This window comes from Niallia sp. FSL R7-0648, from assembly GCF_038007005.1.
Lineage (GTDB): Bacteria > Bacillota > Bacilli > Bacillales > Cytobacillaceae > Niallia > Niallia circulans.
The window spans coordinates 299,409-321,024 of the sequence record NZ_JBBOWE010000002.1 but is presented as its reverse complement, the minus strand read 5'-3'; the positions used below and the strand labels follow the sequence as shown (position 1 = coordinate 321,024).

Below are 21,616 nucleotides of genomic sequence, written 5' to 3'. Positions count from 1 at the left end.
GTAGAATCAGCCAAACTCCGAATATATCAGCCAAAAGGGAGGTAGAATCAGCCAAACTCCAGATATATCAGCCAAAGTGGAGAGGGAATCAGCCAAACTCCGAATATATGCCAAAGTAGAGGTAGAATCAGCCAAACTCTGGATATATCAGCCAAAGTGGAGAGGGAATCTAGAAATGCTATTTTAAATATGTACAATAATGCTTGGATAAATATGTACAAATTTGCTTTCATTTTACATACTAGTCTTGAGGTGACTAGTCATGTATATATCATTAAATGTCGATGTTAATTTTGAGATTAATAGTCTTTCAGACTTACCAAAATTCAAACAAATAATGGAGCATATGAAAATGAAAATTAATAAGAGTAAATTGGCTGAAGAACTTGGAGTAGATCGACGAACAGTTGAGAAATATCTAAATGGTTTTGTCCCCAAGAGGACAAGAAAAAAGTCCTCAAAAATTGATGAATATTATGAAGTGATCGCTGCTCTTTTATCTGAGGATTCTAAACAGGTGTTTTATTATCGGCGGGTGCTTTGGCAGTACTTAAAGGATAATCACGGTTTAGACTGTGGTGCTTCGACCTTTCGAGCCTATATCGCTCGAATACCTGAATTTAATGCTTACTTTGTGGAGGACAAACGTATTGCTTCTCCGAAGGGGACGGTTCGCTATGAAACTCCGCCAGGTAAACAAGCTCAATTAGATTGGAAGGAAAATATTCAATATGAAACAAAAGATGGCGAGCAGGTCGAGATCAATGTAGCTGCGCTTATTCTATCTACTTCAAGATTGCGAGTATTCCACTTGAGTATTTCCAAGTCACAAAGTACGCTGTTTTCCTTTCTAACAGAAGCTTTTGAAACGTTTGGCGGTGTTCCTGAGGAACTCCTTACGGATAATATGAAAACAGTGATGGATGAAGCAAGAACGGAACATTATCCGGGTAAAGTGAATGCAAAGTTTGAGCAATTCGCAAAAGACTTTGGCTTTAAAGTGAAAGCCTGTATCGCTGGCAGACCAAGGACAAAGGGAAAAGTCGAAACGACAATGAAATTGTTAGACGAAATTCATGCCTATCAAGGACAATTCTCTTTAGAGGAACTGCATCAATTTATACAAGAGTTAGCCAACAGAGTGAATCACCAGATTCACCAAGGGACAGGAAGAATACCAATGATTGAATATAAAAAAGAAAGGAACCACTTACTCCAGCTACCAACTGATAAAGTAAGAGATTCCTATCGCATTAAGCACACACAAGTAAAAGTCAATGCATCCAACATGATCTCCTACAAATCAAACCAGTATTCCGTACCACCAGAATATCAAGGAAAGAAAGTAGGTTTACAAGTGTATGATAACAACTTATGGATTTATTATAACATGAAACTTATTGCACAGCATCCAATCAGCAAAGCGAAGCTAAATTATCAGGAAGCACATTATAAAGCAGGTTTGGCTGTTTCAGCCCCTTACTATAACTATCCGGAAATCGATGATTTGGCAAAGAAAAATCTAGCAACGATTGGAGAAGTGTATAAATAATGAATCTATCCACTAATTATCAACAATTATTAAGAAACCTAGAGTATCTAAAGCTGAAGCAAATGACTCTACATTTAAATGAAGTAATTGATTTCGGAGTCCAGAACCAGCTGTCATTTATTGATACGTTAATCAAGTTAACCAACTATGAAATTGATGTGCGAGAACAAAATATGACGCAGTCGATGGTAAAGGTGGCTGCATTTCCACATATGAAAGAAATAAAAGATTTTGATTTCACTTTCCAAACCTCAGTCAATCAGCAACAGATTCAAGATTTTCTAACCTTTCGCTTTATTGAAGAGAACGAGAATATTGTTTTCTTAGGACCAAGTGGTGTTGGCAAAACACACTTGGCCACCGCCATAGGGATTGCGGCAGCAAAGAAAAGAACAAGTACCTATTTCATTAAATGCCATGATTTAATTCAGAATTTAAGACGAGCACGATTGGAGAACCGCTTAGAAACTCGTCTAAAACATTATACAAAATATAAACTATTAATCATTGATGAGATTGGTTATTTGCCAATTGATCAAGAAGATGCGAAATTATTTTTCCAACTGATTGACATGCGATATGAAAAGCGCAGTACGATCTTAACAACGAACGTAAACTTTAAGGCATGGGATGAAGTATTTCAGGAGCCTAAGCTGGCAAATGCCATCTTAGATCGCATCTTACACCATGCGAAGGTTGTGACAATGGTGGGAAATTCCTATCGTTTAAAGGATCATTTAGTGCAAGAAAACGAGTGATTTTGTACATCCTTAAACGAGCGAAAATGTACATATTTGTGTTGACATTTATAGGAATCAGCCAAACTCCGAATATATCAGCCAAAGTGGAGGTAGAATCAGCCAAACTCTGAATATATCAGCCAAAGTAGAGAGGGAATCAGCCAAACTCCGAATATATCAGCCAAAGTGGAGATAGAATCAGCCAAACTCCGAATATATCAGCCAAAGTGGAGGTAGAATCAGCCAAACTCCGAATATATCAGCCAAAGTGGAGGTAGAATCAGCCAAACTCCGAATATATCAGCCAAAGTAGAGGTAGAATCAGCCAAACTCTGGATATATCAGCCAAAGTAGAGAGGGAATCAGCCAAACTCCGAATATATCAGCCAAACCTCAACAACCCAATCAAACACCCCCCCACCCTCCAATTCCAACCACAAAAAAGCACCACCCAATCAAAACGATTAAAGTGGTGCAATGACTCATCTGTCAATCATGAAAGTTTGTACCGTCGGTTACTTCTTTAACAATGCCAGCGCGAATAACAAAGTCTCCAAAATGTTCATTTGCCGTTCTTTCTTTCGCATAGCGCGGGAGCAGTACGCGAAGTTCTGAAAGGATTTCTTCCTCGCCAACATTTTCGCGATAGAGTTTGCTTAAGCGGCTACCATTAAAGGCGGCGCCTAGGTACATATTGTACTTTCCAGGTCCTTTTCCAATGAAGGCGATTTCCCCTAATGCATGGCGGGCACAGCCATTTGGACAGCCTGTCATACGGATTGTAATTTCTTCATCACGAAGCCCATTTTCATCCACAATTTCTTCTATCTTATCGATTAAGACTGGTAAGTATCGTTCTGCTTCTGCCATCGCTAGCCCGCAGGTTGGCAGGGATACACAAGCAATAGAATTACGACGCAGTGCAGAGAAACGTTTTCCATCCATAATGCCATATTGCTCGATTAAATGAGCGATTTGCTTTTTATTACGGCTGGAGACATTCGCAATGACTAGATTTTGATTGGCTGTTAACCGGAAGTCGCCAGTATGTACTTTAGCAATTTCGCGCAAGCCTGTCATTAATGGATAATTTTCATAATCTTTAATGCGGCCGCCTTCCACGAATAAAGTGAAGTGCCATTTTCCTTTAATGCCTTTTTCCCAGCCATAGCGGTCGCCGTTATGATTAAATTGAAATTCTCTTGCTTCTTGAAGTTTCCAGCCTAAGCGATTTTCTAGCTCTTCTACTACAGTATCTAGACCAAGACGATCTACGGTATATTTAAAACGGGCGTTCTTTCGAACAGAGCGATTTCCATAATCACGTTGAATCGTAATTACTTTTTCTGCCACATCAAGAATTTGCTCAGGTGTACAGAATCCAATAACTTTTGCAAGCTGAGGATAGGTTGCTTTATCTCCATGGGTCATTCCCATTCCGCCGCCGATGGCAACATTAAATCCAACTAATTTTTCTTCTTCCGTAATGGCAATTAGCCCCAGGTCTTGGGAAAAAACATCAATATCATTAGAAGGAGGAACGGCAATACCAATTTTAAATTTTCTAGGTAAATATAATTTTCCGTACATTGGCTCCACTTCTGTTTCCTCGACAGTTGGAGTGAAAGCTACCTTTTCCTTATCTAACCAGAGCTCATGATAAGCTTGTGTACGAGGCAGTAAATAATCACTTAATTTTTTTGACCATTCATACACTTCACTATGCAAAGCTGATTGATACGGATTAGGGTTGCACATCACATTTCTATTGACGTCGCCACAAGCAGCAATTGTATCAAGTAGGGATTGGTGTATATCTTGAATAGTCTGTTTCATATTCCATTTTAAAATGCCATGCATTTGGAAAGCTTGGCGTGTCGTTAATTTTAATGTTTTATTTCCATACTTTTGTGCAAGATCATCCATTGTTAGCCATTGAGCCGGTGTAGCTACTCCACCCGGTGTTCGAACTCGCAGCATAAATTGGTAGGCAGGCTCCAATTTTTGCTTAGCGCGTTCGTTGCGTATATCACGATCATCTTGCAAATAACTTCCGTGGAATTTCATTAAGCGGTTATCATCGTCTGAAATACCAGCGCTTAATTCTTCCTCCATGGATTCCTTCAATGTGCCACGTAAATAATTACTCTCTTCTTTTATTCGTTCTACATCACTTGGTGGTCCATCTGGTGCTTTTAATACTTGTTTTGCCATTTTCGAAAAACTCCTTTCCTGCCAACTATTTAATAGACGTCACGCTGATAACGCTTGGTTTGAGTCATAGAAGCTATATATTCCTCAGCCTTTTCTAAAGCCATTTTGCCTTCTTTTTGGATAATAGTAAGGAGTGTTTGGTGAACATCATGCGCCATATGCTTTTCGTCTCCACAAACATAAAGAACAGCTCCTTCTTCCAGCCATTCAAATAACTCTTTGCTATGCTCCAGCATCCGGTGCTGCACATATACCTTTTCCGCTTTATCGCGGGAAAAAGCAATACTCATTTTTGTTAACACCCCATCTTTAAGCCAATTTTGCCATTCGGTTTGATAGAGAAAGTCTGTAACAAAATGTTGGTCGCCAAAGAATAGCCATGCTTTTCCTTCTGCACCGATTTCTTCTCTTTCCTGCAGAAAAGAACGGAAGGGTGCCACTCCTGTCCCAGGACCAACCATAATAATAGGAGTATCTGGGTTTTCCGGAAGTTTGAAATTTTCATTGTTTTGTATATAGATAGGCAGTTTATCGCCTGGCTGAATACGTTCCGCTATTTGAACAGAGCAAACACCATTACGATCTCGTCCGTTTGCATGGTAACGAACGGCGCCAATCGTCAAATGTGCTTCATCAGGGTTTGCTTTGTAGCTGCTGGCAATCGAATAAAGGCGGGTAGGCAGTTTACGAAGCAAGGCTACAAATGTCTGCACATCTGCCTCAATTGGCCCATAATCTCGAATAAGGTCTAATAAGTCACGCCCATTTATATATGCCTTTAATTTATCTTCATTTCCTTTAGCAAGTAAGTCTTCTAAAGCTGGATTGGTTGTTATTTTTGCAAATTTCTCTACCAATGGTTTGGTTAAAACTGTAATTTCAAAATAGGTTAATAAAGCTTCTCGAAAAGCCAGAACTTCTCCTTGTTTATTGATTGTGACACTTTCTGTTGGAGAAAAGCTTAATTCTTGTATTAAAAGATCAACTAATTCTGGGTCATTATTTGGGAATATTCCTAGGCTATCACCTGGTTCGTAAGAGATTCCAGAATCCTCAAGCGAAAGCTCTACATGCAATGTTTCTTTATTAGAGCCACGTCCATTTAAATTAATGACCTCCAGTACCTCTGCATAATACGGATTGCTGCGAGAATAACCAGAATCTAGAAGAGATGGTGGTGTTATACTTATGGACTGAGCGGTTGATTCTGATTGAAGGCTCAAGCTGCTGACGATGCCTTCGAACCATTCACTAGCTGGTTCATCATAATCAAGGTCACAATCCACACGTGGATAAAGTCTTGTTCCACCCAATTCTTCTAAACGCTTATCAAATTGCTTCCCTGTTTCGCAGAAGAATTCATACGAGCTGTCACCAAGCGCTAACACGGAATATTGGAAGTTCTCCAGCTTAGGTGCTCGCTTTCCATGTAAGAATTCATAGAAGGCTATAGCGGTATCTGGTGGATCGCCTTCTCCATGAGTACTAACAATAACAAGGAGATTTTGTATTTTTTTAAGATTATTAGGTTTAAAGTCACCCATTGACTGTACAGTGACATTAAACCCTAATTCTTTTAAACGATTGCCATGATTTTTGGCAAGGCTTTGTGCATTTCCAGTTTGGGATCCAAAAAGAATCGTAATGTCTTTTGTAATTGGTTCAGCTGCCTTTTGCTCTGTTAATGCAGTATTGGAGATAGGTTCTGCTGATGCTGCGATTGCAGTGGAAGCAGATAAATACCCGCTTAGCCAAATTTTCTGTGATTCAGTTAAAGTTGGTAAAAGACGGTTTAATAATTCTGTTTGTTCTTGATTAAAAGGACTATTTATTACTTGAAGCTGCAACACTTTCACCTCGCATAGATAATGGTATTCCCTATTGTTATTTGATTAGTGGGATAATTCTTGCAATTCATTTTATAATGAAGAGGGAGGATTGTCACTCTGTATTTTATTAATCCTATCAGACAAATCGGATTAGAAATACAAAAGAAGCTTGTTACTAATTAGAACAAGCAAGGGATATTGTTTTTCTAAATAAATAGATTAGTATCTAATTGGAGATTAATTTAAGCATGTGACGAAAGCTTGATAGGCGTTAAGGTATCCATACATGAAAGCAGCCGCCTTAAGCATCCTCGTATGAGATGTATTCTAATTGTACTTTACTGGAAATTAAAGAATTAGTAAAATACATATAATTAATAGCAACTATTAGTATTCTTAATAATTAATTTTCCTATTAGCGAAAAGGAGGAGGAAAAATGCAGTATGAAGCTCTAAAAACATTTGTGACGCTTGTTGAAGTAAAGAATTTTACAAAGACAGCAGAAATGCTGTTAATGAGTCAGCCGAGTGTAAGTCTACATATTAAAAACCTGGAAAAGGAGTTTCAAACAAAACTATTGGAGCGGTCACCAAAATATTTAAAAGTAACACCCACCGGTCAAATGCTTTATGATTGTGCCATTCAGATGATACGCTTATATGACCAGACGAGACAGCATATTTTAGAGCATCATCATGCGATTAAGGGTGAATTAAAAATAGGTGCTAGTTTTACGATCGGCGAATATATTCTTCCTGCATTACTGCTTGATCTGCAAAGAAAGCATTCTGAATTGCAAATTCAAGTGACGATTGGTAATACAGAAGAAATTGTCCAAGCGGTAAGATTATATGAAGTAGATATCGGTTTAATTGAAGGACAAACAAATGATAAGGAATTGCAGGTGGTGCCATTTATGGAGGATGAGTTATTTATTGTGGCATCTGTTCATCATCCACTTGCGACTCGGGAAGGCATTTCCATTTCTGAACTCCATGATCAGACATGGATTACAAGAGAGCTTGGATCGGGTACAAGAGAGTACTTAGATCATGTTATTCGATCCAATGGGTTAAGAGCTGAATCCTTTTTAACCATTAGCAGTAATCAAGGCATCAAGGAAACGCTTATTAATGGCAATGGCTTATCACTCTTATCCAAAAGTGTGATAGAAAGGGATGTGAAGAATGGAAACCTAAGTATTATTCCAGTCACAAAAACGCGATTTACAAGGAGATTATCTTATCTCTTTGCTCCAATTATGAAGGAGAAACAAAATGTTATCACCTTTATTGAAACCCTTAAAGAGACTTTTCCTTATACCGAGTAATCCGATAATGTATAACAGCAAGTAATTAACCCCATCCTAAGGAAAATGCAGAAAATCCTTCTTATTATCATAGAAAAAATACTTGTATTTGTAGTATGATAACAAAGGAATTTTATTAAATTGAGGGAAAAGTGGATAATGCTTTTTCCACATAAGGAGAACTACTTGCAGATGAAGAAAAAAAATAAAACTACTCGTTTGGTTCTACTAGGACTTCTTACGGCTATTATTATTATTCAAACCTTTGTTCCAATATTAGGGTATATTCCGACTCCTGTACTTAGTATAACAATCATTCAGATCACAGTTATTATCGCAGCGATTGTTTTAGGACCATTAGAAGGCGCAATTATTGGAGGAGTATGGGGCATCATCACATTTATTCGTGCTTTCACTTATCCGACAAGTGTTCTTGCTCCGATTATTTTTACCAATCCGTTAATATCTGTTTTTCCTAGAGTAATGATTGGAGTAGTGGCAGGACTGTTATTTTATAAGGTGCTGAAAGACAAAATGAATGAGACAGTAGCAATGAGCATTTCGGGTGTGATAGGATCTCTAATCAATACAATTCTTGTGCTAGGTTTTGTCTATTTATTTGTAAGAGAGCCGTATGCAAACGCAATTGGCGTGAATGTGGAAGATCTCTTGCCGGCGATACTAGCTGTAGTTGGTACAAATGGTGTCCCAGAGGCAATTTTATCAGGTATTTTAACACCTATCATTGCAAAGCCGTTATTAAAGATACGAAAAAAATAAGAATGGAAAGATAGCTGATATAGTCTAGTGCTAATCAGCTATTTTTGCCAACAATAGTAATAGGACATTCACTAATACTATATTTTTTTCTATAATAAGAAAAGTATTCCCCCTAAAATACTAGGAAATAAATCGTTAATCCCGACTAAACAACTAGAAAAACTTATTGACAATAATGGCAATTATGATAAAATTTAGAAAATAACAATGCCTTTCAAGAGAGATGGAGAGAATCAGCCCAAGGAAGTCTGGCAACTTGCTGGATGCAAGGTGCAAAATCCAACAAAATGGATACCCATTTTGAAAGAGAGGGTAAGGAATAATACTCAACTCTTTCCAAATGGAAGGATTTTTTTAATCGTAAATGCATTTCACTTACGATGGTCGAGCATTCCTTTGATAGGCGTTTTCGATTCAAAAATATGTCTGGCGTAAACGCTATTCAAATGGTTTAGTAAGATTTCACCTTTTTTAAGGAGGGATTTGTTGGTGGGGGAAACAAATCAGCTGGACAAAGTGAAAATTCAATTAGAGCAAATTCTAAACACAATGAAATTTGGATCGGTCACATTAGTCGTACAGGATGGAAAAATTATTCAAATCGAAAAAAATGAAAAGATACGCTTAGGAAAATAACAAGAATTTCCTGTTTAAGGCGTTTGATAAAGAAGCTGACTAGACAAACTAGAGGCAACTTTAACTGAGAAAGTGGGTTAAAGCTGCCTCTTTTTATATTTTGGGCACATAATCCACGAACAAAATACCATTATTAAATTGGAGGATTTTTAATGAGTCAGTTATTAACCTATGAAACTATTGATACGTATCCTCCTGTGAACTTTTCAAGTGAAACGGAAACAAAGGGAGCTTTAGAGGTTTTAAAGTGGGCTTATGATACGTACCGAGAGGATATTGTCTATGCTTGTAGTTTTGGAATTGAAGGGATTGTTCTTATCGATTTAATTTCGCAGATAAAAAAGGACGCGCGTATTGTCTTTTTAGATACAGATGTGCATTTTGAGGAAACTTATGAATTAATTGAAAAAGTGAAACAGCGGTATCCAGATTTGCAAATTGAAATGAAAAAACCAGCCATTACGTTAGAAGAACAGGCTGCACAATATGGAGAAGAACTTTGGTTAACTAATCCAAATAAATGCTGTGAGATTCGCAAGGTTGTTCCTTTACATGAAGTGCTGTCTGAACCGATAGCCTGGATTTCAGGACTTCGCAGAGAACAGTCAGAAACAAGAAAAAACACGCAATATCTAAATAAGGATAATAAATTTAAATCCATAAAGGTTTGTCCACTGATTCATTGGACATGGAAAGATGTTTGGAGATATGCCCATAAGAACTCTTTGGACTACAATATTCTTCACGATAAGGGGTATCCGAGCATTGGCTGCAGAACATGTACCCAGCCTGCTATTAATATGGATGATTTACGTTCTGGAAGATGGACGGGAAAAGGAAAAACAGAATGCGGGCTACACTTACAATAATGAGTAGAGGTACAAAGAAATGATCATTATTTTAGCAGGTATTATGTCATTGTTTTTTGCAATGAACATTGGTGCAAGTGGTGCAGCAGCAAGCCTTGGTGTTGCCTATGGATCAGGCGCCATACCAAAAAAGAGAGTTGCTCTGCTTATATGTGCGGTAGCGATTTTTCTAGGAGCGGTAATTGGCGGGAGTGAAGTAGTAAAAACAGTTGGGGAAGGATTAATTCCGAGTAGTATCCTTGATGCCAAAATTGTCTTAATCATTTTATCATCAGCTGCACTCTCCCTATTTATAGCTAATATAATGGGGATTCCATTATCAACAAGTGAAATTACAGTTGGCAGTGTAGTAGGAGTAGGTGTGGCTTTTAAAAGCTTATATATTGCGAATATATTATGGATTGTCTTCTTTTGGCTTCTTGTTCCAATCGTTTCTTTTTTTATAGCTCTATGGGCTGGGAAATATGTAAGAAAGCTTGAGAATCAAAATGAATGGATTCGCAATCCGAGTAATGAAAAATACTTGTCTATTTTTGTTATTATCGTTGGGTGCTTTGAAGCTTTCTCTGCGGGAATGAATAATGTTGCAAACTCTATTGGACCATTAGTTGGCGCTGACATGATATCCATGCAAACAGGAGTAGTAGTGGGTGGATTTTTTATTGCAATCGGCGCTTTTCTGTTAGGGGGAAGAGTCTTGCAGACAAATGGAAAGAAAATTGTCCAATTCACGAAGCTGGAAGGAGGACTAATTTCTGGCACGGGCGCGACATTAGTGACAATAGCTTCTATATTTGGAATACCAGTTCCGTTAACGCAAGTAACTAGCTCTGCCATTATCGGAATAGGTGTCTCGAAGAATGGATATGAGATTCTGAAGAAGAAACTAGTGTTAAGAATTTTTAAGGTATGGATTGTTTCACCAGTCCTATCATTAGTTATTTCTTACGGTTTAGTGCAATTATTTATTGAAGCAGATATCTATAATGTACTTATTATTCTTAGTGTATGTATTGCTACACTTGGAATTATAAGCCTAATGAAAACGATTCGTGAAGATAACAGTACTATTTATGAAGATGGTGGCGGAATTTAACGGAAATCATTTATAAGAAAAAGTCCGAAAAAAGAAAGGTGTGCTAAAAAATGTCATTAAGTCAACCACATGGTGGAAAATTAATTAATTTATACGATCCTAATTATGATGTCTCTGAATTAAAGGTGGAGCTAGAAATTGATACTATTGCACTTAGTGATTTAGAGCTGATTGGAAATGGAGCCTATAGCCCGCTTACAGGATTTTTATCCCAAAAAGATTATGAAGCAGTGGTAGAGAATATGCGCTTAGCAACAGGTGAGGTTTGGAGCATCCCTATTACATTGCCCATTTCAAAGGAACAATCAGATACCATTGAACTTCAGGATACGGTAAAACTAGTCCATCAAGGTGAAGTATATGGTGTGCTGACAGTAGAGGATATTTATATTCCAGATAAAAGTAAAGAGGCTGTTTCTGTTTACCGTACAGATGATTTAGCACATCCAGGTGTAAAGAAAATGTTTGATCGCGGAAATATATATATTGGCGGCCCGATTAAACTCATAAAGAAAGTAGAGAAAACGGATTTTAGTAATTTTTACTTAGATCCGGCAGAAACGAGAGAAATATTTGTAGAAAAGGGATGGAAGACAGTAGTCGGATTCCAAACAAGAAATCCTGTTCATCGTGCACATGAATATATTCAAAAGTCAGCACTCGAAATTGTTGATGGTCTATTCTTAAATCCATTAGTAGGTGAAACGAAGGCGGATGATATTCCAGCAGATGTTCGGATGGAAAGCTACCAAGTGCTATTGAAAAATTACTATCCAAAGGAGCGTGTATTCCTAGCTGTATTCCCTGCTGCCATGCGTTATGCAGGACCAAGAGAAGCGATATTCCATGCGATGGTGAGAAAGAATTATGGCTGTACTCACTTTATCGTCGGCCGTGATCATGCTGGAGTAGGGAGCTACTACGGTACCTATGATGCCCAAAGAATTTTTGACCAATTTACACAAGAAGAGCTAGGTATTAATCTATTATTCTTTGAACATAGTTTCTATTGTAAGAAATGTGAGAACATGGCTTCTACAAAAACTTGTCCACATGGCAAAGAACATCATGAAATTTTATCTGGGACGAAGGTTCGTGAGCTTTTAAGAAATGGAGAGATTCCACCAAGTACATTTAGTCGGAAAGAAGTAGTGGAAGTGTTAATAAAAGGATTGCAAAAACAAGAAATCCATTCTTAAAGGAGAGAGAACTTTTGAGCCAAAGTACAAATATTACATGGCATGACCATGCAGTAACAAAGAAGGATAGAAGAGAAAAAAATAAGCATCATAGCTATGTTCTATGGTTTACAGGGTTATCTGGTTCCGGAAAATCAACGGTTGCAAATGCTGTTGCAAAAAGATTATTTGAAGACCAGACAAATAGCTATGTCCTAGATGGAGATAATATTCGTTTTGGAATTAATAAAGATTTAGGATTTTCGGATGAGGACCGCAAAGAAAACATTAGAAGAATTGGTGAGGTCAGTAAGCTATTTGTTGATAGTGGGCAAGTCGTTCTAACTGCCTTCATTTCTCCGTTTCGCGAAGACCGTGATCGAGTAAGAGCTTTATTAGAAGAAAACGAGTTTGTGGAAATATATATAAAGTGTTCTATAGAGGCATGTGAAGCAAGGGATCCGAAAGGCTTATATGAGAAGGCAAGAAAAGGAGTTATAAAAGACTTTACAGGGATTAGTTCCCCTTATGAGGAGCCGCTTCAGCCAGAATTAATCGTGGATACAGAAAAACATTCTATTGAAGAATGTGTAGAACAAATCGTACAATATTTAAAAGAAAAAGAATATTATATCTCTTAATATTGGGAAAGGGAAAAACGGAGCATGGTCCTTGCAAATACCATTCGTTCATCGTCAATTCCTTTCCCCGCTTTTTAATGGATCCGAACAACAAGAAGGGTGGATAAAATGGGGAGAGTATATCTAGTTGGTGCAGGGCCAGGAGATCCGGACTTAATAACGGTAAAAGGATTAAAATGCATCAAAAATGCCGATGTAATTTTATATGATCGTTTAGTGAATCGTGAGTTATTAGAATATGCGAAACCGAAGGCTGAACTGATTTATTGCGGCAAACTTCCGCATCATCATGCCATGAAACAGGAATTGATCAATCAAACCCTAGTAAAACATGCGAAAAAAGGGAAAATTGTCACAAGGCTAAAAGGTGGTGATCCCTTTGTATTTGGAAGGGGCGGGGAAGAAGCAGAGGAATTAGCTAAGAATCAAATCCCCTTTGAAATAGTACCAGGAATTACTGCAGGCATTGCTGCTCCCAGTTATGCCGGTATCCCAGTGACCCACCGCGATTATGGCTCTTCTTTTGCCTTTGTAACAGGCCATATAAAAAATGGAGAGGAAGACCATATTAAATGGGAAGCACTTTCTCAAATTGATACACTTGCCATCTATATGGGAGTGAAAAATCTACCATATATTCAGTCGAAGCTTTTGTCCTTTGGAAAAAAAAGTACAATACCAGTTGCACTCATCAATTGGGGAACAACCTTTAAACAAAAGACAATTATTACTGATCTTAACCATGTAATAGAGGATGCTGAAAAAGGAGGAATTGAAAATCCTTGTATGATTGTGATTGGTGAAGTAGTAAAAATGAGAGAGAAAATTAAATGGTTTGAGGAAAACTTCGGTGAAACCATTCCGAAAGAGGTTGTTTGATAATGGAAGCAATATTATATATATGTCATGGAAGCAGGGTAAAGGAAGCAAGCGAGCAGGCTGTCTCCTTTATTGAAAAGTGTATGAAGATAAATGGTTTCAAAGGCATACAAGAATATTCTTTCTTAGAATTATCTGATCCCTCCATTGAAGAGGGTTTTCAAAAATGTGTAGAAAAGGGTGCTTCCACTATTTATATCATACCCGTTTTGCTTCTTACAGCAGCCCATGCCAAAAAAGATATTCCAGAAGTATTAGAAAAGCTCTCACTGAAATATCCGCATGTCCAGATGAAATATGGAAAACCGATTGGAGTTCATCCTCAAATGGTTAAAATTGCTGCAGACAAAATTCGTAGTGCTTCTCTTTATAAAGAAAGTGATGAAACAATGCTTGTTATACTTGTTGGAAGAGGAAGCAGTGATCCCGATGTAAAACGAGATTTAGGAAAAATGGCAGCTTTAATTGAACAACAAGTGGAGCAAATCGTTGTACAGGATTGTTATTTAACTGCTGCAGAACCAAGCTTTGAAGAAGCGCTGCAAATGGCAGAACATTCTTCCTATCGCCATGTGTTGGTAATTCCCTATCTTCTTTTTACGGGGATTTTGATGAAGTCAATGGAAAAAACTATTAATAAAATAAAAAGTGACCATAAAGAATACGAACTCGCCACTTATTTGGGTTATAATCCATTGATAGCTGGAATATTAAAAGAAAGAATAGACGAAATGATGGTAGGGAATGAATATGCTTTCATTACTAGTTGATATAAAAGATAAACATTGTGTAGTAGTTGGTGGAGGCAAGATTGCCTATCGAAAGGTGTTGATGCTTCTAGAAGAAGAAGCAAGTGTAACAGTAATCAGTCCCGAAGTTTGTACTGAAATAGAAGATCTTTCAGAGGACAGGAAAATAAAGCTGCTGCGACGAAAAGGGAAAGAGGAAGATTTCACCCATGCCTTTCTAACTATTACAGCAACCAATGATTCACAAGAAAATCATCGTATCGCCAAACAAATTAAATCGTTTTGCTTAGTGAATGATGCTTCTTCTTTTGAAGAAGGAAACTGTCAGATTCCAGCTAGCTTTAAAAAAGGGCGACTTCACTTAAGTGTTTCCACTAATGGCGCAAGCCCAAAACTGGCAAAAAAGCTGAAAGAGGAATGGCAGCAAATGTATGATGATAATTATATTGCGTATATTGATTTTTTATATGAAGTTCGGACTCTTATCAAACAAAGATCGCTTTCTTCTGATGTGTCTAATGCTATATTAACGGAAATATTGGATGATGCATATAAAGACTCAGCTAGTTTACGCCATATTTATTATGAAAAGCTCCTAAACCTTTAAGCTTGTACCAGGTTTAGGAGTTTTCATTATGTCCTAATTAAGGGGAATCCACTTTATACCAATAATCTTTAAATAAAAGAGTTTTTTACGCTCCGGACATGTTAGTTCCCCTTCCCGGCTGCTCCTAGTTTCATCCAATTATCATATTGTATCATTTCCATATTTAACATATAATTTTTGTAGAATGGAATTATTTTCATAACGTAAAAAAGTCATCTTTGTTTATAAATATTCATGCTTGTTTATCAAAAATAATCTTCCGAGTTTCCTTATTTTATGCTTTTAAACTGGTAGATTGATAGGAGGATACATGAGATTTAGTACAAAGCTTTATGTTGGTTTAGGCATTATTTTTGTATTCATTACGATTTTAATTATTGTACTTATGAGTATGCTTCGACAGCAAAATGACAAAATGCATGTTCTTGCACATGATAAAACAGAAAGAATTAATGCAGCCTATACGTTAAAGAATGAAGTTACTAACTTAAGCAGACAAATATATGAATTATCCTCACAATCCTCTAAAACACTCAATGAAATAACAATGAGACAAATGGAAGAAACAAGAAAAGAAATAAACAAAGCGTATAATTTCTTAACAGAGAATGATAAAAGGGATGAAACGCAGGACTTATTAATAAAATTTTCGACATTATATAAACCCTTTGAAGAAAAGGGCCAACAAATAGTGGAAGCCGAAAATAAAAAAATGAACACCAATTTTTGGGCGAGAGAAAGTGATGAAAAAAATAGATTGTTACAAATCGCGAGCTCGCTTTATAGTGCCCAGATTAAAGAGATGCAAGAAGAACTAGAAGGTTCAAAAAAAACATATGATATTGTCGTATTAATGACCTATGTCTATATTATAGTCGGAGTAATATGCAGTATTGCATTGGCCATTTATTTAATAAGGGGATTAACAAAAAATCTACATAAAGTTACGAAAGTGATGTCCGGTGCTTCTTTTAGTAGAGGAATAAAGTTTCCAAGGCTGGAGATTAATTCGAAGGATGAAATAGGAGAAATTTCTCGTGCCTTTAATGAAATGGTAACAACTTTAGAAAAGTACTCTCGAGATGAAATTGAAAGCCGTGCAAAGGCAGAGGAGCAAAGTTGGCTTGACTCACGGTTGGCAGAAATAACAACTAGTTTTTCAATGGTAGAAACGATGGAATCTCTTGCAGATTACTTCATTAGTCAAATAACTCCTGCTGTAGGTGCGCAATATGGTGTTTTTTATCTGTTAAGCGAGAAGGGTAATGCCCGTTTCCTCAAGGAAATAGCAAATTATGCTTTTGATAACGAAGACAGACAATCTATCATTCAGCTTGGAGAAGGTTTAGTGGGACAAGCTGCAAAGGAGAATAAAAGCATCAGTCTTATTGATATTCCCAATGGATACATAAAGATTAAATCTGGATCAGGAGAGGCAGAACCAAAGCAGGTGCTTATTCAGCCCATTTCTTATGAAGGGGAAGTGTTAGCGATTGTAGAATTAGCCTCTTTGCAATATTTCCGACCGGTGCAGCAAAGCTTACTTAAAGAAGTGGGGGAATACTTAGGTATATCCATTCACGGTATTTTTAATCGACTCGAAGTAAAGAGATTGCTAGAGGATGAGCAGCGTTTGACGGAGGTGCTGCAAAGCCAGTCGGAGGAACTACAAGCTCAGCAGCAGGAATTAATGGCTATTAATGAAGAATTACAGGCACAATACAGAGTGTCAGAAGAAAAGAATGCAGAGCTAGAAAAGATAGGAAAGAAGTTAGAGGAACAAGCCCAGCAGTTAATCTATAGCTCCCAGTATAAATCGGAGTTTTTGGCGAATATGTCCCATGAGCTTAGAACACCTTTAAATAGTATGCTAATCCTATCACAAATGCTCGTTGAAAAGGAAAATGAGAATTTAACTACAAAACAAATCCAGTATTTGCAGACCATTTATTATTCTGGTAATGAATTACTAAGGTTAATAAATGAGATATTAGATTTGGAGAAGATTGAGACTGGGATGATGGAAATAATAGAGGAACCAGTAAAATTAGAAGGGATACAAAACTGCTTGAAAAGCCAGTTTTCTCCTATCGCTAATCAGAAGAAACTTGATTTTTGTGTGAAAATTAATAAAGAGGTGCCTGCTTTTATAGAGACAGACACACATCGTTTAAATCAAGTATTAAAAAATTTATTGTCCAATGCTTTTAAATTTACAGAAAAGGGAAGTGTGGAGCTGATTATTCGGATGGAGGAGACAGCCAAGTTCAAGTTTGCCATGGCGGAAGAATCTATCGTATCCTTCACTGTGAAGGATACAGGGATTGGGATTCCTAAAGATAAAATGAATATTATTTTTGAACCATTTAAGCAAGCGGATGGAACCATCAGCAGGAAATATGGGGGAACGGGTCTTGGGTTATCTATCTGTAAAGAGATTTCCCGCTTACTTGGGGGAGAATTGGAAGCAACAAGTATCGAAGGAATGGGCAGTTCATTTTCTCTCTATTTACCTGTGAAACGCCAAAAGCAACAGGGAGCTGTCGAACAGTCACCTATTGAAGAAAGTTATCGACAAATTGCAGTAACAAATAATGAGTTAATCGATACTACGGAACTATATAAGAGTGCTAATTTAATAGGGAAGAAAGTGCTGATTATAGATGATGATATACGGAATATTTTTTCCATCCATGCAGCATTGGAAGAGTACAATATTGAAATTCTTTATGCAGAGAATGCGAAGGATGGGATCAGCCTTCTAGAGGAAAACGCGGATATTGATCTTGTGTTGATGGATATTATGATGCCAGAAATGAGTGGTTTAGAGGCTATTTCCATCATACGGAAAAAGGATAAATTTAAAACGCTGCCAATTATCGCCCTAACAGCAAAGGCGATGAAACATAATCGAGAACAGTGCATGGAAGCGGGAGCATCTGATTATATTAGTAAACCAGTAAATTTAGAGCAATTATATTCGCTTATCAGAGTTTGGCTTTATAAAGAATAATAGAGCGCAACTAGCATCTAGGTAACATTGGTAAATGGCTTGTTAATAGATAGGAGGCTTTATAAATTTATGCAGTATTCGGCTCAATCTATAGAACAAAAGAAAAAGCTATCTCCTTCCGTATCAGAACCAATCTATATTTTAATGGTAGATGATTTACAAGAAAATCTGATGGCCTTAGAAGCAGTATTAAATTCTCCTCGTTATCATTTGATTTTTGCTAAATCCGGTGAAGAAGCTTTAAAATGCATTTTGAAATATGACTTTGCCGTAATTCTACTCGATGTTCAAATGCCAGGCTTAAATGGGTTTGAAACAGCAAAATTAATAAAAGAACGAAAAAAATCACGACATATTCCCATTATTTTTATTACTGCCATCAGTCAAGATATACATCATATTACACAAGGCTATCAAGCAGGGGCGATTGATTATATTGTTAAACCATTTAATCCAGATGCATTAAGAAGTAAGGTGGCTCAGTTTGTGCAAATTTTTGAAAGTCATACGACAAGCCTCCATGAAATGAATTGGCAAACAACGTCAGAATTAGAAAAAATGAATAAAGAATTAAGAATAACGAAAATGGATTTAACCAAAAATGCGGTATTCTCTTCGGTATTACAGAAGGCGTTACAAGACACCATTGTGACCTTTGATGAAGAAGGAATAATAATCAGTGTCAATCCAAGTGTGAAAAGAATGTTTGGCTATGTAGAAGAAGAACTTATAGGAGCTTCGATTGAAGTACTCTTACATTCTGTTGAATCAGAAACATCTGGAGAAACACCTATTACATTTGAGATGATGGTTCCTAAGTTAATCGGCAGAATGATAGAAGCGAAGGCGAAGCGGAAGAATCATATTATTTTTCCAGTAGATATATATATTGGAGATGCCATGGTAGAGGATTATCAATTATTCATTTGTACGATTCGTGATATCTCTGAACGAAAAGAAGTGGAATTATTAAGAAAGCAGCAACTTGATCGCTTAGAGCATGCTGTAGAAGAAAGAACGCTGGAGTTATTATCCATGAATCATCAGCTGCATAGGGAAAGAGAAGAAAAATCTAAAGTAACAGATGATTTAATGCTTTCGGAAGGACGCTTTCGACAAATATTTGAGGCGAGTCCATGTATGATGGCAATCCGCACCTTACAAAATCCTAGTTTTATTGCTGTAAATAATAACTGGGTAACAAGCACAGGTTATACAATCGAGGAATTGAAGGATGAGTGTTATCAGTGGGAAATATCGAAGGAAATTAATGGTATAGAAGAGAGCTTTCAGGAAGAAGAATGGCTGACTCCTTTTAAAAATCAAAGAGTCAACTTCATGCTGAAAAATGGAGAGCAGAAGCAAGGATTATTATCCACTGAAATTATAACGATCGAAAAGAAGAATTGTGTGTTAATTGTGTTAAATGACATAACAGAACGATTAGCATTTGAAAAAGAAATGGCAAGACTTGATCAATTAAATTTAGTTGGTGAAATGGCAGCTGGAATAGCCCATGAAATTCGTAATCCGATGACAACCGTTCATGGATTCCTGCAAATTGGAAAATCAAATCCTTCTAACCTTTCGCTAGAACATATGGAGCTCATGATTGATGAGTTAGATCGAGCAAATAAAATCATCAAGGAATTTCTAACATTAGCTAAAAATAAGACGAGCGATAAACGATTATATTCGTTAAATAGAATTATTGAAATTATTTTTCCTTTAATTAATGCAGAAGCTTTATTGACAGGAAAGAAGGTGAACCTTCAATTAGAGGAATGTCCAGAACTGTTTTTGGATGAGAAAGAGATAAGGCAGCTTTTATTAAACCTTGCTCTAAACGGTTTAGAGGCTATGGAGCCAGAAGGAATTCTTACGATAAAAACATTCTGTAAAGGAAAGTATCTTGTGTTGGAAATCATTGATAGCGGCAATGGAATCGATGAAGAAATATTAAAAAAGCTAGGAACCCCCTTCTTTACAACAAAGGATAATGGGACAGGACTAGGACTGGCGGTTTGTTATCGAATTGCTGAGCGTCATATGGCAAGAATAAAAGTGCATACAAGTGAGAGTGGTACAAAATTCTCCGTGTATTTTGAGATAGAGGAAGGAAAATAGAGATTTGCTCAGCTAGCAGTTCTTTATTTTTCTTTTTTATGACAAAAAATTGACTATAAGAGGGTTTTTCTAAAGGGAAACAGAATGTAGAGGAGAAAAATAATAAGAGAGGGTTTTTGCAAATGGTTCCACAAAGAGTTTCATTGCTTACCATAGGAGCATTACGGTTACCGGAATTGCGAAGGTTCTATCAGCGGCTTGGCTGGCTGGAAAAGGAATCAAGCTCTGATCAATATGCTATTTTTAAGACAGCAGGTGTTTTGCTAACATTGTTTCCATTAGAGGAATTAGCGAAGGATGCAGGAGTAGAACTGCAAAATCCTATGGAGGGTTATCGAGGGGCTACCTTTGCTATTAATGTAAATACCCTTGAGGATGTAGACGCAGTGATGGAAAAAGTCAAAGAAGCAGGCGGGAAGATTATTAGAGAGGCAAGCGATGCCTTTTGGGGCGGAAGAACAGCTTATTTTGCCGATCCAGAAAATAATCTCTGGGAAGTTGCTTGGAATCCTGATTCTGTATTTGATGAAAGAGGAGCAATGATTGATTTTTAAAAAGAAATGGCGTTTTAAAATAAAGACTGATTATTTAAAGGAAAGTTGGATTAAAAGACATTTAATATTTAAATTAAATTAGGATAGAGTTTTTTTCAGTAAATGTAGGTGATTAAGAGAATCTATAATTATTTGATTATGTTAACTTGTTTATTCTATAGTTATGGAAGAAACGGGGCAGTTTAGTGAAAGAAGGATTTACATATTTTTTGGTGAATATTTAAATGAACTTACTAAATTTATCAGAAGATGATGTAATCCATATGGCTAGTAAATCAGATTTATAATGAAAATTTCGCTTTTTAGAAATTATGTAGATATATGCGAAGGGGGATATACATGACTGAAATAAAAACACTTTCAATTCCAGACCCAATAACTGCCCTGCTAAATAACTATGAGATGACTATTGAAAGGTTATATATATTTAATAGGTTACTACCAGAAAGGGATACCAAAGAGAATGATTTATATCAACTAGCTGAAGAGTACTATAAAGTTTTAAAGCATGTTTCTAAAGAGCTATATAAGGATTTTTCAGTGGAGTTATTACCGGTTGGAGAGTTCTTAGAAGAAATGTCCGAGAGATTGGATGACGATGAAATTCAGAAATTAATTAAACCATTCTTAGAATAAATCTTGAGTAGCAAGCCCTAAATAGTGTTTCCCTAAGTTTATTATTTTTGCTCTAGTGGTGTTTTTAACATTTATCAATAAAACCTAATGAAAAATTCTTTAGAAAGATCGTGCTACATTCCTATAATAAATAAGATGCTTCTTTTGTCGCTATAGGGGCAGGTTAGCGGAAGAAGGATATTTACATATTAATAACGAATTAACGA

18 protein-coding genes and 1 riboswitch are annotated in these 21,616 nt (G+C 36.8%); of the genes, 16 read left to right on the top strand and 2 right to left on the bottom strand.

Features of this window, described 5'->3' with window-relative positions:
- Positions 1-262 precede the first annotated feature (262 nt).
- Positions 263-1,552: an IS21 family transposase gene (gene istA / locus NSQ89_RS21500; protein ID WP_061801336.1), complete on the top strand. Its 1,290-nt coding sequence runs from the start codon at positions 263-265 to the stop codon at positions 1,550-1,552.
- Positions 1,552-2,310, top strand: a complete 759-nt coding sequence (gene istB / locus NSQ89_RS21495; RefSeq protein ID WP_061801337.1) for an IS21-like element helper ATPase IstB — start codon at positions 1,552-1,554, stop codon at positions 2,308-2,310. Before istA ends, istB begins: the two co-directional genes overlap by 1 nt.
- Positions 2,311-2,781: 471 nt before the next feature.
- Here the strand turns inward: istB and cysI are convergent, their stop codons facing one another.
- Positions 2,782-4,506 (bottom strand): assimilatory sulfite reductase (NADPH) hemoprotein subunit, encoded by a 1,725-nt coding sequence (cysI, locus tag NSQ89_RS21490; RefSeq protein ID WP_172864929.1) that lies wholly within the window; start codon positions 4,504-4,506, stop codon positions 2,782-2,784.
- 29 nt (positions 4,507-4,535) lie between these two features.
- Positions 4,536-6,353 (bottom strand): assimilatory sulfite reductase (NADPH) flavoprotein subunit, encoded by a 1,818-nt coding sequence (locus NSQ89_RS21485; RefSeq protein WP_095257938.1) that lies wholly within the window; start codon positions 6,351-6,353, stop codon positions 4,536-4,538.
- A 419-nt stretch (positions 6,354-6,772) separates the two neighbouring features.
- On the opposite strand from NSQ89_RS21485, the gene NSQ89_RS21480 reads away from it, so the two are divergent.
- The 14 genes from NSQ89_RS21480 to NSQ89_RS21415 all read left to right on the top strand — a co-directional run bounded on the left by NSQ89_RS21480 (position 6,773) and on the right by NSQ89_RS21415 (position 21,410).
- Complete coding sequence (locus tag NSQ89_RS21480; protein WP_061801268.1) at positions 6,773-7,666, top strand: LysR family transcriptional regulator; 894 nt, start codon at positions 6,773-6,775, stop codon at positions 7,664-7,666.
- A gap of 171 nt (positions 7,667-7,837) precedes the next feature.
- A complete protein-coding gene (locus NSQ89_RS21475) occupies positions 7,838-8,425 on the top strand; it encodes an ECF transporter S component (protein WP_047944970.1) in 588 nt (195 codons plus the stop codon).
- 208 nt (positions 8,426-8,633) lie between these two features.
- Positions 8,634-8,739, top strand: a riboswitch (SAM riboswitch).
- Between the two features lie 193 nt (positions 8,740-8,932).
- A complete protein-coding gene (locus NSQ89_RS21470; protein ID WP_235973290.1) occupies positions 8,933-9,061 on the top strand; it encodes a YezD family protein in 129 nt (42 codons plus the stop codon).
- A 152-nt stretch (positions 9,062-9,213) separates the two neighbouring features.
- Complete coding sequence (locus NSQ89_RS21465) at positions 9,214-9,930, top strand: phosphoadenylyl-sulfate reductase (protein WP_047944973.1); 717 nt, start codon at positions 9,214-9,216, stop codon at positions 9,928-9,930.
- 19 nt (positions 9,931-9,949) lie between these two features.
- Positions 9,950-11,026: an inorganic phosphate transporter gene (locus NSQ89_RS21460; protein ID WP_047944975.1), complete on the top strand. Its 1,077-nt coding sequence runs from the start codon at positions 9,950-9,952 to the stop codon at positions 11,024-11,026.
- A gap of 50 nt (positions 11,027-11,076) precedes the next feature.
- The gene (gene sat, locus NSQ89_RS21455; RefSeq protein ID WP_341133273.1) at positions 11,077-12,225 is read left to right on the top strand and encodes a sulfate adenylyltransferase; all 1,149 of its coding nucleotides are present in this window, start codon (positions 11,077-11,079) and stop codon (positions 12,223-12,225) included.
- 14 nt (positions 12,226-12,239) lie between these two features.
- Positions 12,240-12,845: an adenylyl-sulfate kinase gene (gene cysC, locus NSQ89_RS21450; RefSeq protein WP_047944977.1), complete on the top strand. Its 606-nt coding sequence runs from the start codon at positions 12,240-12,242 to the stop codon at positions 12,843-12,845.
- A gap of 108 nt (positions 12,846-12,953) precedes the next feature.
- Complete coding sequence (gene cobA / locus NSQ89_RS21445) at positions 12,954-13,724, top strand: uroporphyrinogen-III C-methyltransferase (RefSeq protein ID WP_047944978.1); 771 nt, start codon at positions 12,954-12,956, stop codon at positions 13,722-13,724.
- 2 nt (positions 13,725-13,726) lie between these two features.
- Complete coding sequence (locus NSQ89_RS21440; RefSeq protein ID WP_341133272.1) at positions 13,727-14,494, top strand: sirohydrochlorin chelatase; 768 nt, start codon at positions 13,727-13,729, stop codon at positions 14,492-14,494.
- Entirely contained in the window at positions 14,475-15,080 is a 606-nt protein-coding gene (locus tag NSQ89_RS21435) for a precorrin-2 dehydrogenase/sirohydrochlorin ferrochelatase family protein (RefSeq protein WP_161798422.1), read from the top strand. The genes NSQ89_RS21440 and NSQ89_RS21435 overlap by 20 nt, the downstream gene beginning before the upstream one ends.
- A 310-nt stretch (positions 15,081-15,390) precedes the next feature.
- The gene (locus NSQ89_RS21430) at positions 15,391-18,093 is read left to right on the top strand and encodes a response regulator (RefSeq protein WP_341133271.1); all 2,703 of its coding nucleotides are present in this window, start codon (positions 15,391-15,393) and stop codon (positions 18,091-18,093) included.
- Between the two features lie 69 nt (positions 18,094-18,162).
- Positions 18,163-20,220, top strand: a complete 2,058-nt coding sequence (locus tag NSQ89_RS21425; protein ID WP_095257942.1) for a response regulator — start codon at positions 18,163-18,165, stop codon at positions 20,218-20,220.
- A gap of 122 nt (positions 20,221-20,342) precedes the next feature.
- Positions 20,343-20,774: a VOC family protein gene (locus tag NSQ89_RS21420; RefSeq protein WP_047944983.1), complete on the top strand. Its 432-nt coding sequence runs from the start codon at positions 20,343-20,345 to the stop codon at positions 20,772-20,774.
- 339 nt (positions 20,775-21,113) lie between these two features.
- Complete coding sequence (locus NSQ89_RS21415; RefSeq protein WP_047944984.1) at positions 21,114-21,410, top strand: hypothetical protein; 297 nt, start codon at positions 21,114-21,116, stop codon at positions 21,408-21,410.
- The last annotated feature ends 206 nt before the right edge of the window (positions 21,411-21,616 follow it).

Bases quoted from the DNA above. Each gene is read 5' to 3' on its own strand.
- istA (WP_061801336.1), top strand. From the start codon at position 263: ATGTATATATCATTAAATGTCGATGTTAATTTTGAGATTAATAGTCTT.
- NSQ89_RS21475 (WP_047944970.1), top strand. From the start codon at position 7,838: ATGAAGAAAAAAAATAAAACTACTCGTTTGGTTCTACTAGGACTTCTT.
- NSQ89_RS21465 (WP_047944973.1), top strand. From the start codon at position 9,214: ATGAGTCAGTTATTAACCTATGAAACTATTGATACGTATCCTCCTGTG.
- NSQ89_RS21420 (WP_047944983.1), top strand. From the start codon at position 20,343: ATGGTTCCACAAAGAGTTTCATTGCTTACCATAGGAGCATTACGGTTA.
- cysI (WP_172864929.1), bottom strand. From the start codon at position 4,506: ATGGCAAAACAAGTATTAAAAGCACCAGATGGACCACCAAGTGATGTA.
- NSQ89_RS21425 (WP_095257942.1), top strand. From the start codon at position 18,163: ATGCAGTATTCGGCTCAATCTATAGAACAAAAGAAAAAGCTATCTCCT.
- NSQ89_RS21415 (WP_047944984.1), top strand. From the start codon at position 21,114: ATGACTGAAATAAAAACACTTTCAATTCCAGACCCAATAACTGCCCTG.
- istB (WP_061801337.1), top strand. From the start codon at position 1,552: ATGAATCTATCCACTAATTATCAACAATTATTAAGAAACCTAGAGTAT.
- sat (WP_341133273.1), top strand. From the start codon at position 11,077: ATGTCATTAAGTCAACCACATGGTGGAAAATTAATTAATTTATACGAT.
- cobA (WP_047944978.1), top strand. From the start codon at position 12,954: ATGGGGAGAGTATATCTAGTTGGTGCAGGGCCAGGAGATCCGGACTTA.
- NSQ89_RS21440 (WP_341133272.1), top strand. From the start codon at position 13,727: ATGGAAGCAATATTATATATATGTCATGGAAGCAGGGTAAAGGAAGCA.
- NSQ89_RS21430 (WP_341133271.1), top strand. From the start codon at position 15,391: ATGAGATTTAGTACAAAGCTTTATGTTGGTTTAGGCATTATTTTTGTA.
- NSQ89_RS21480 (WP_061801268.1), top strand. From the start codon at position 6,773: ATGCAGTATGAAGCTCTAAAAACATTTGTGACGCTTGTTGAAGTAAAG.
- NSQ89_RS21460 (WP_047944975.1), top strand. From the start codon at position 9,950: ATGATCATTATTTTAGCAGGTATTATGTCATTGTTTTTTGCAATGAAC.
- NSQ89_RS21435 (WP_161798422.1), top strand. From the start codon at position 14,475: ATGCTTTCATTACTAGTTGATATAAAAGATAAACATTGTGTAGTAGTT.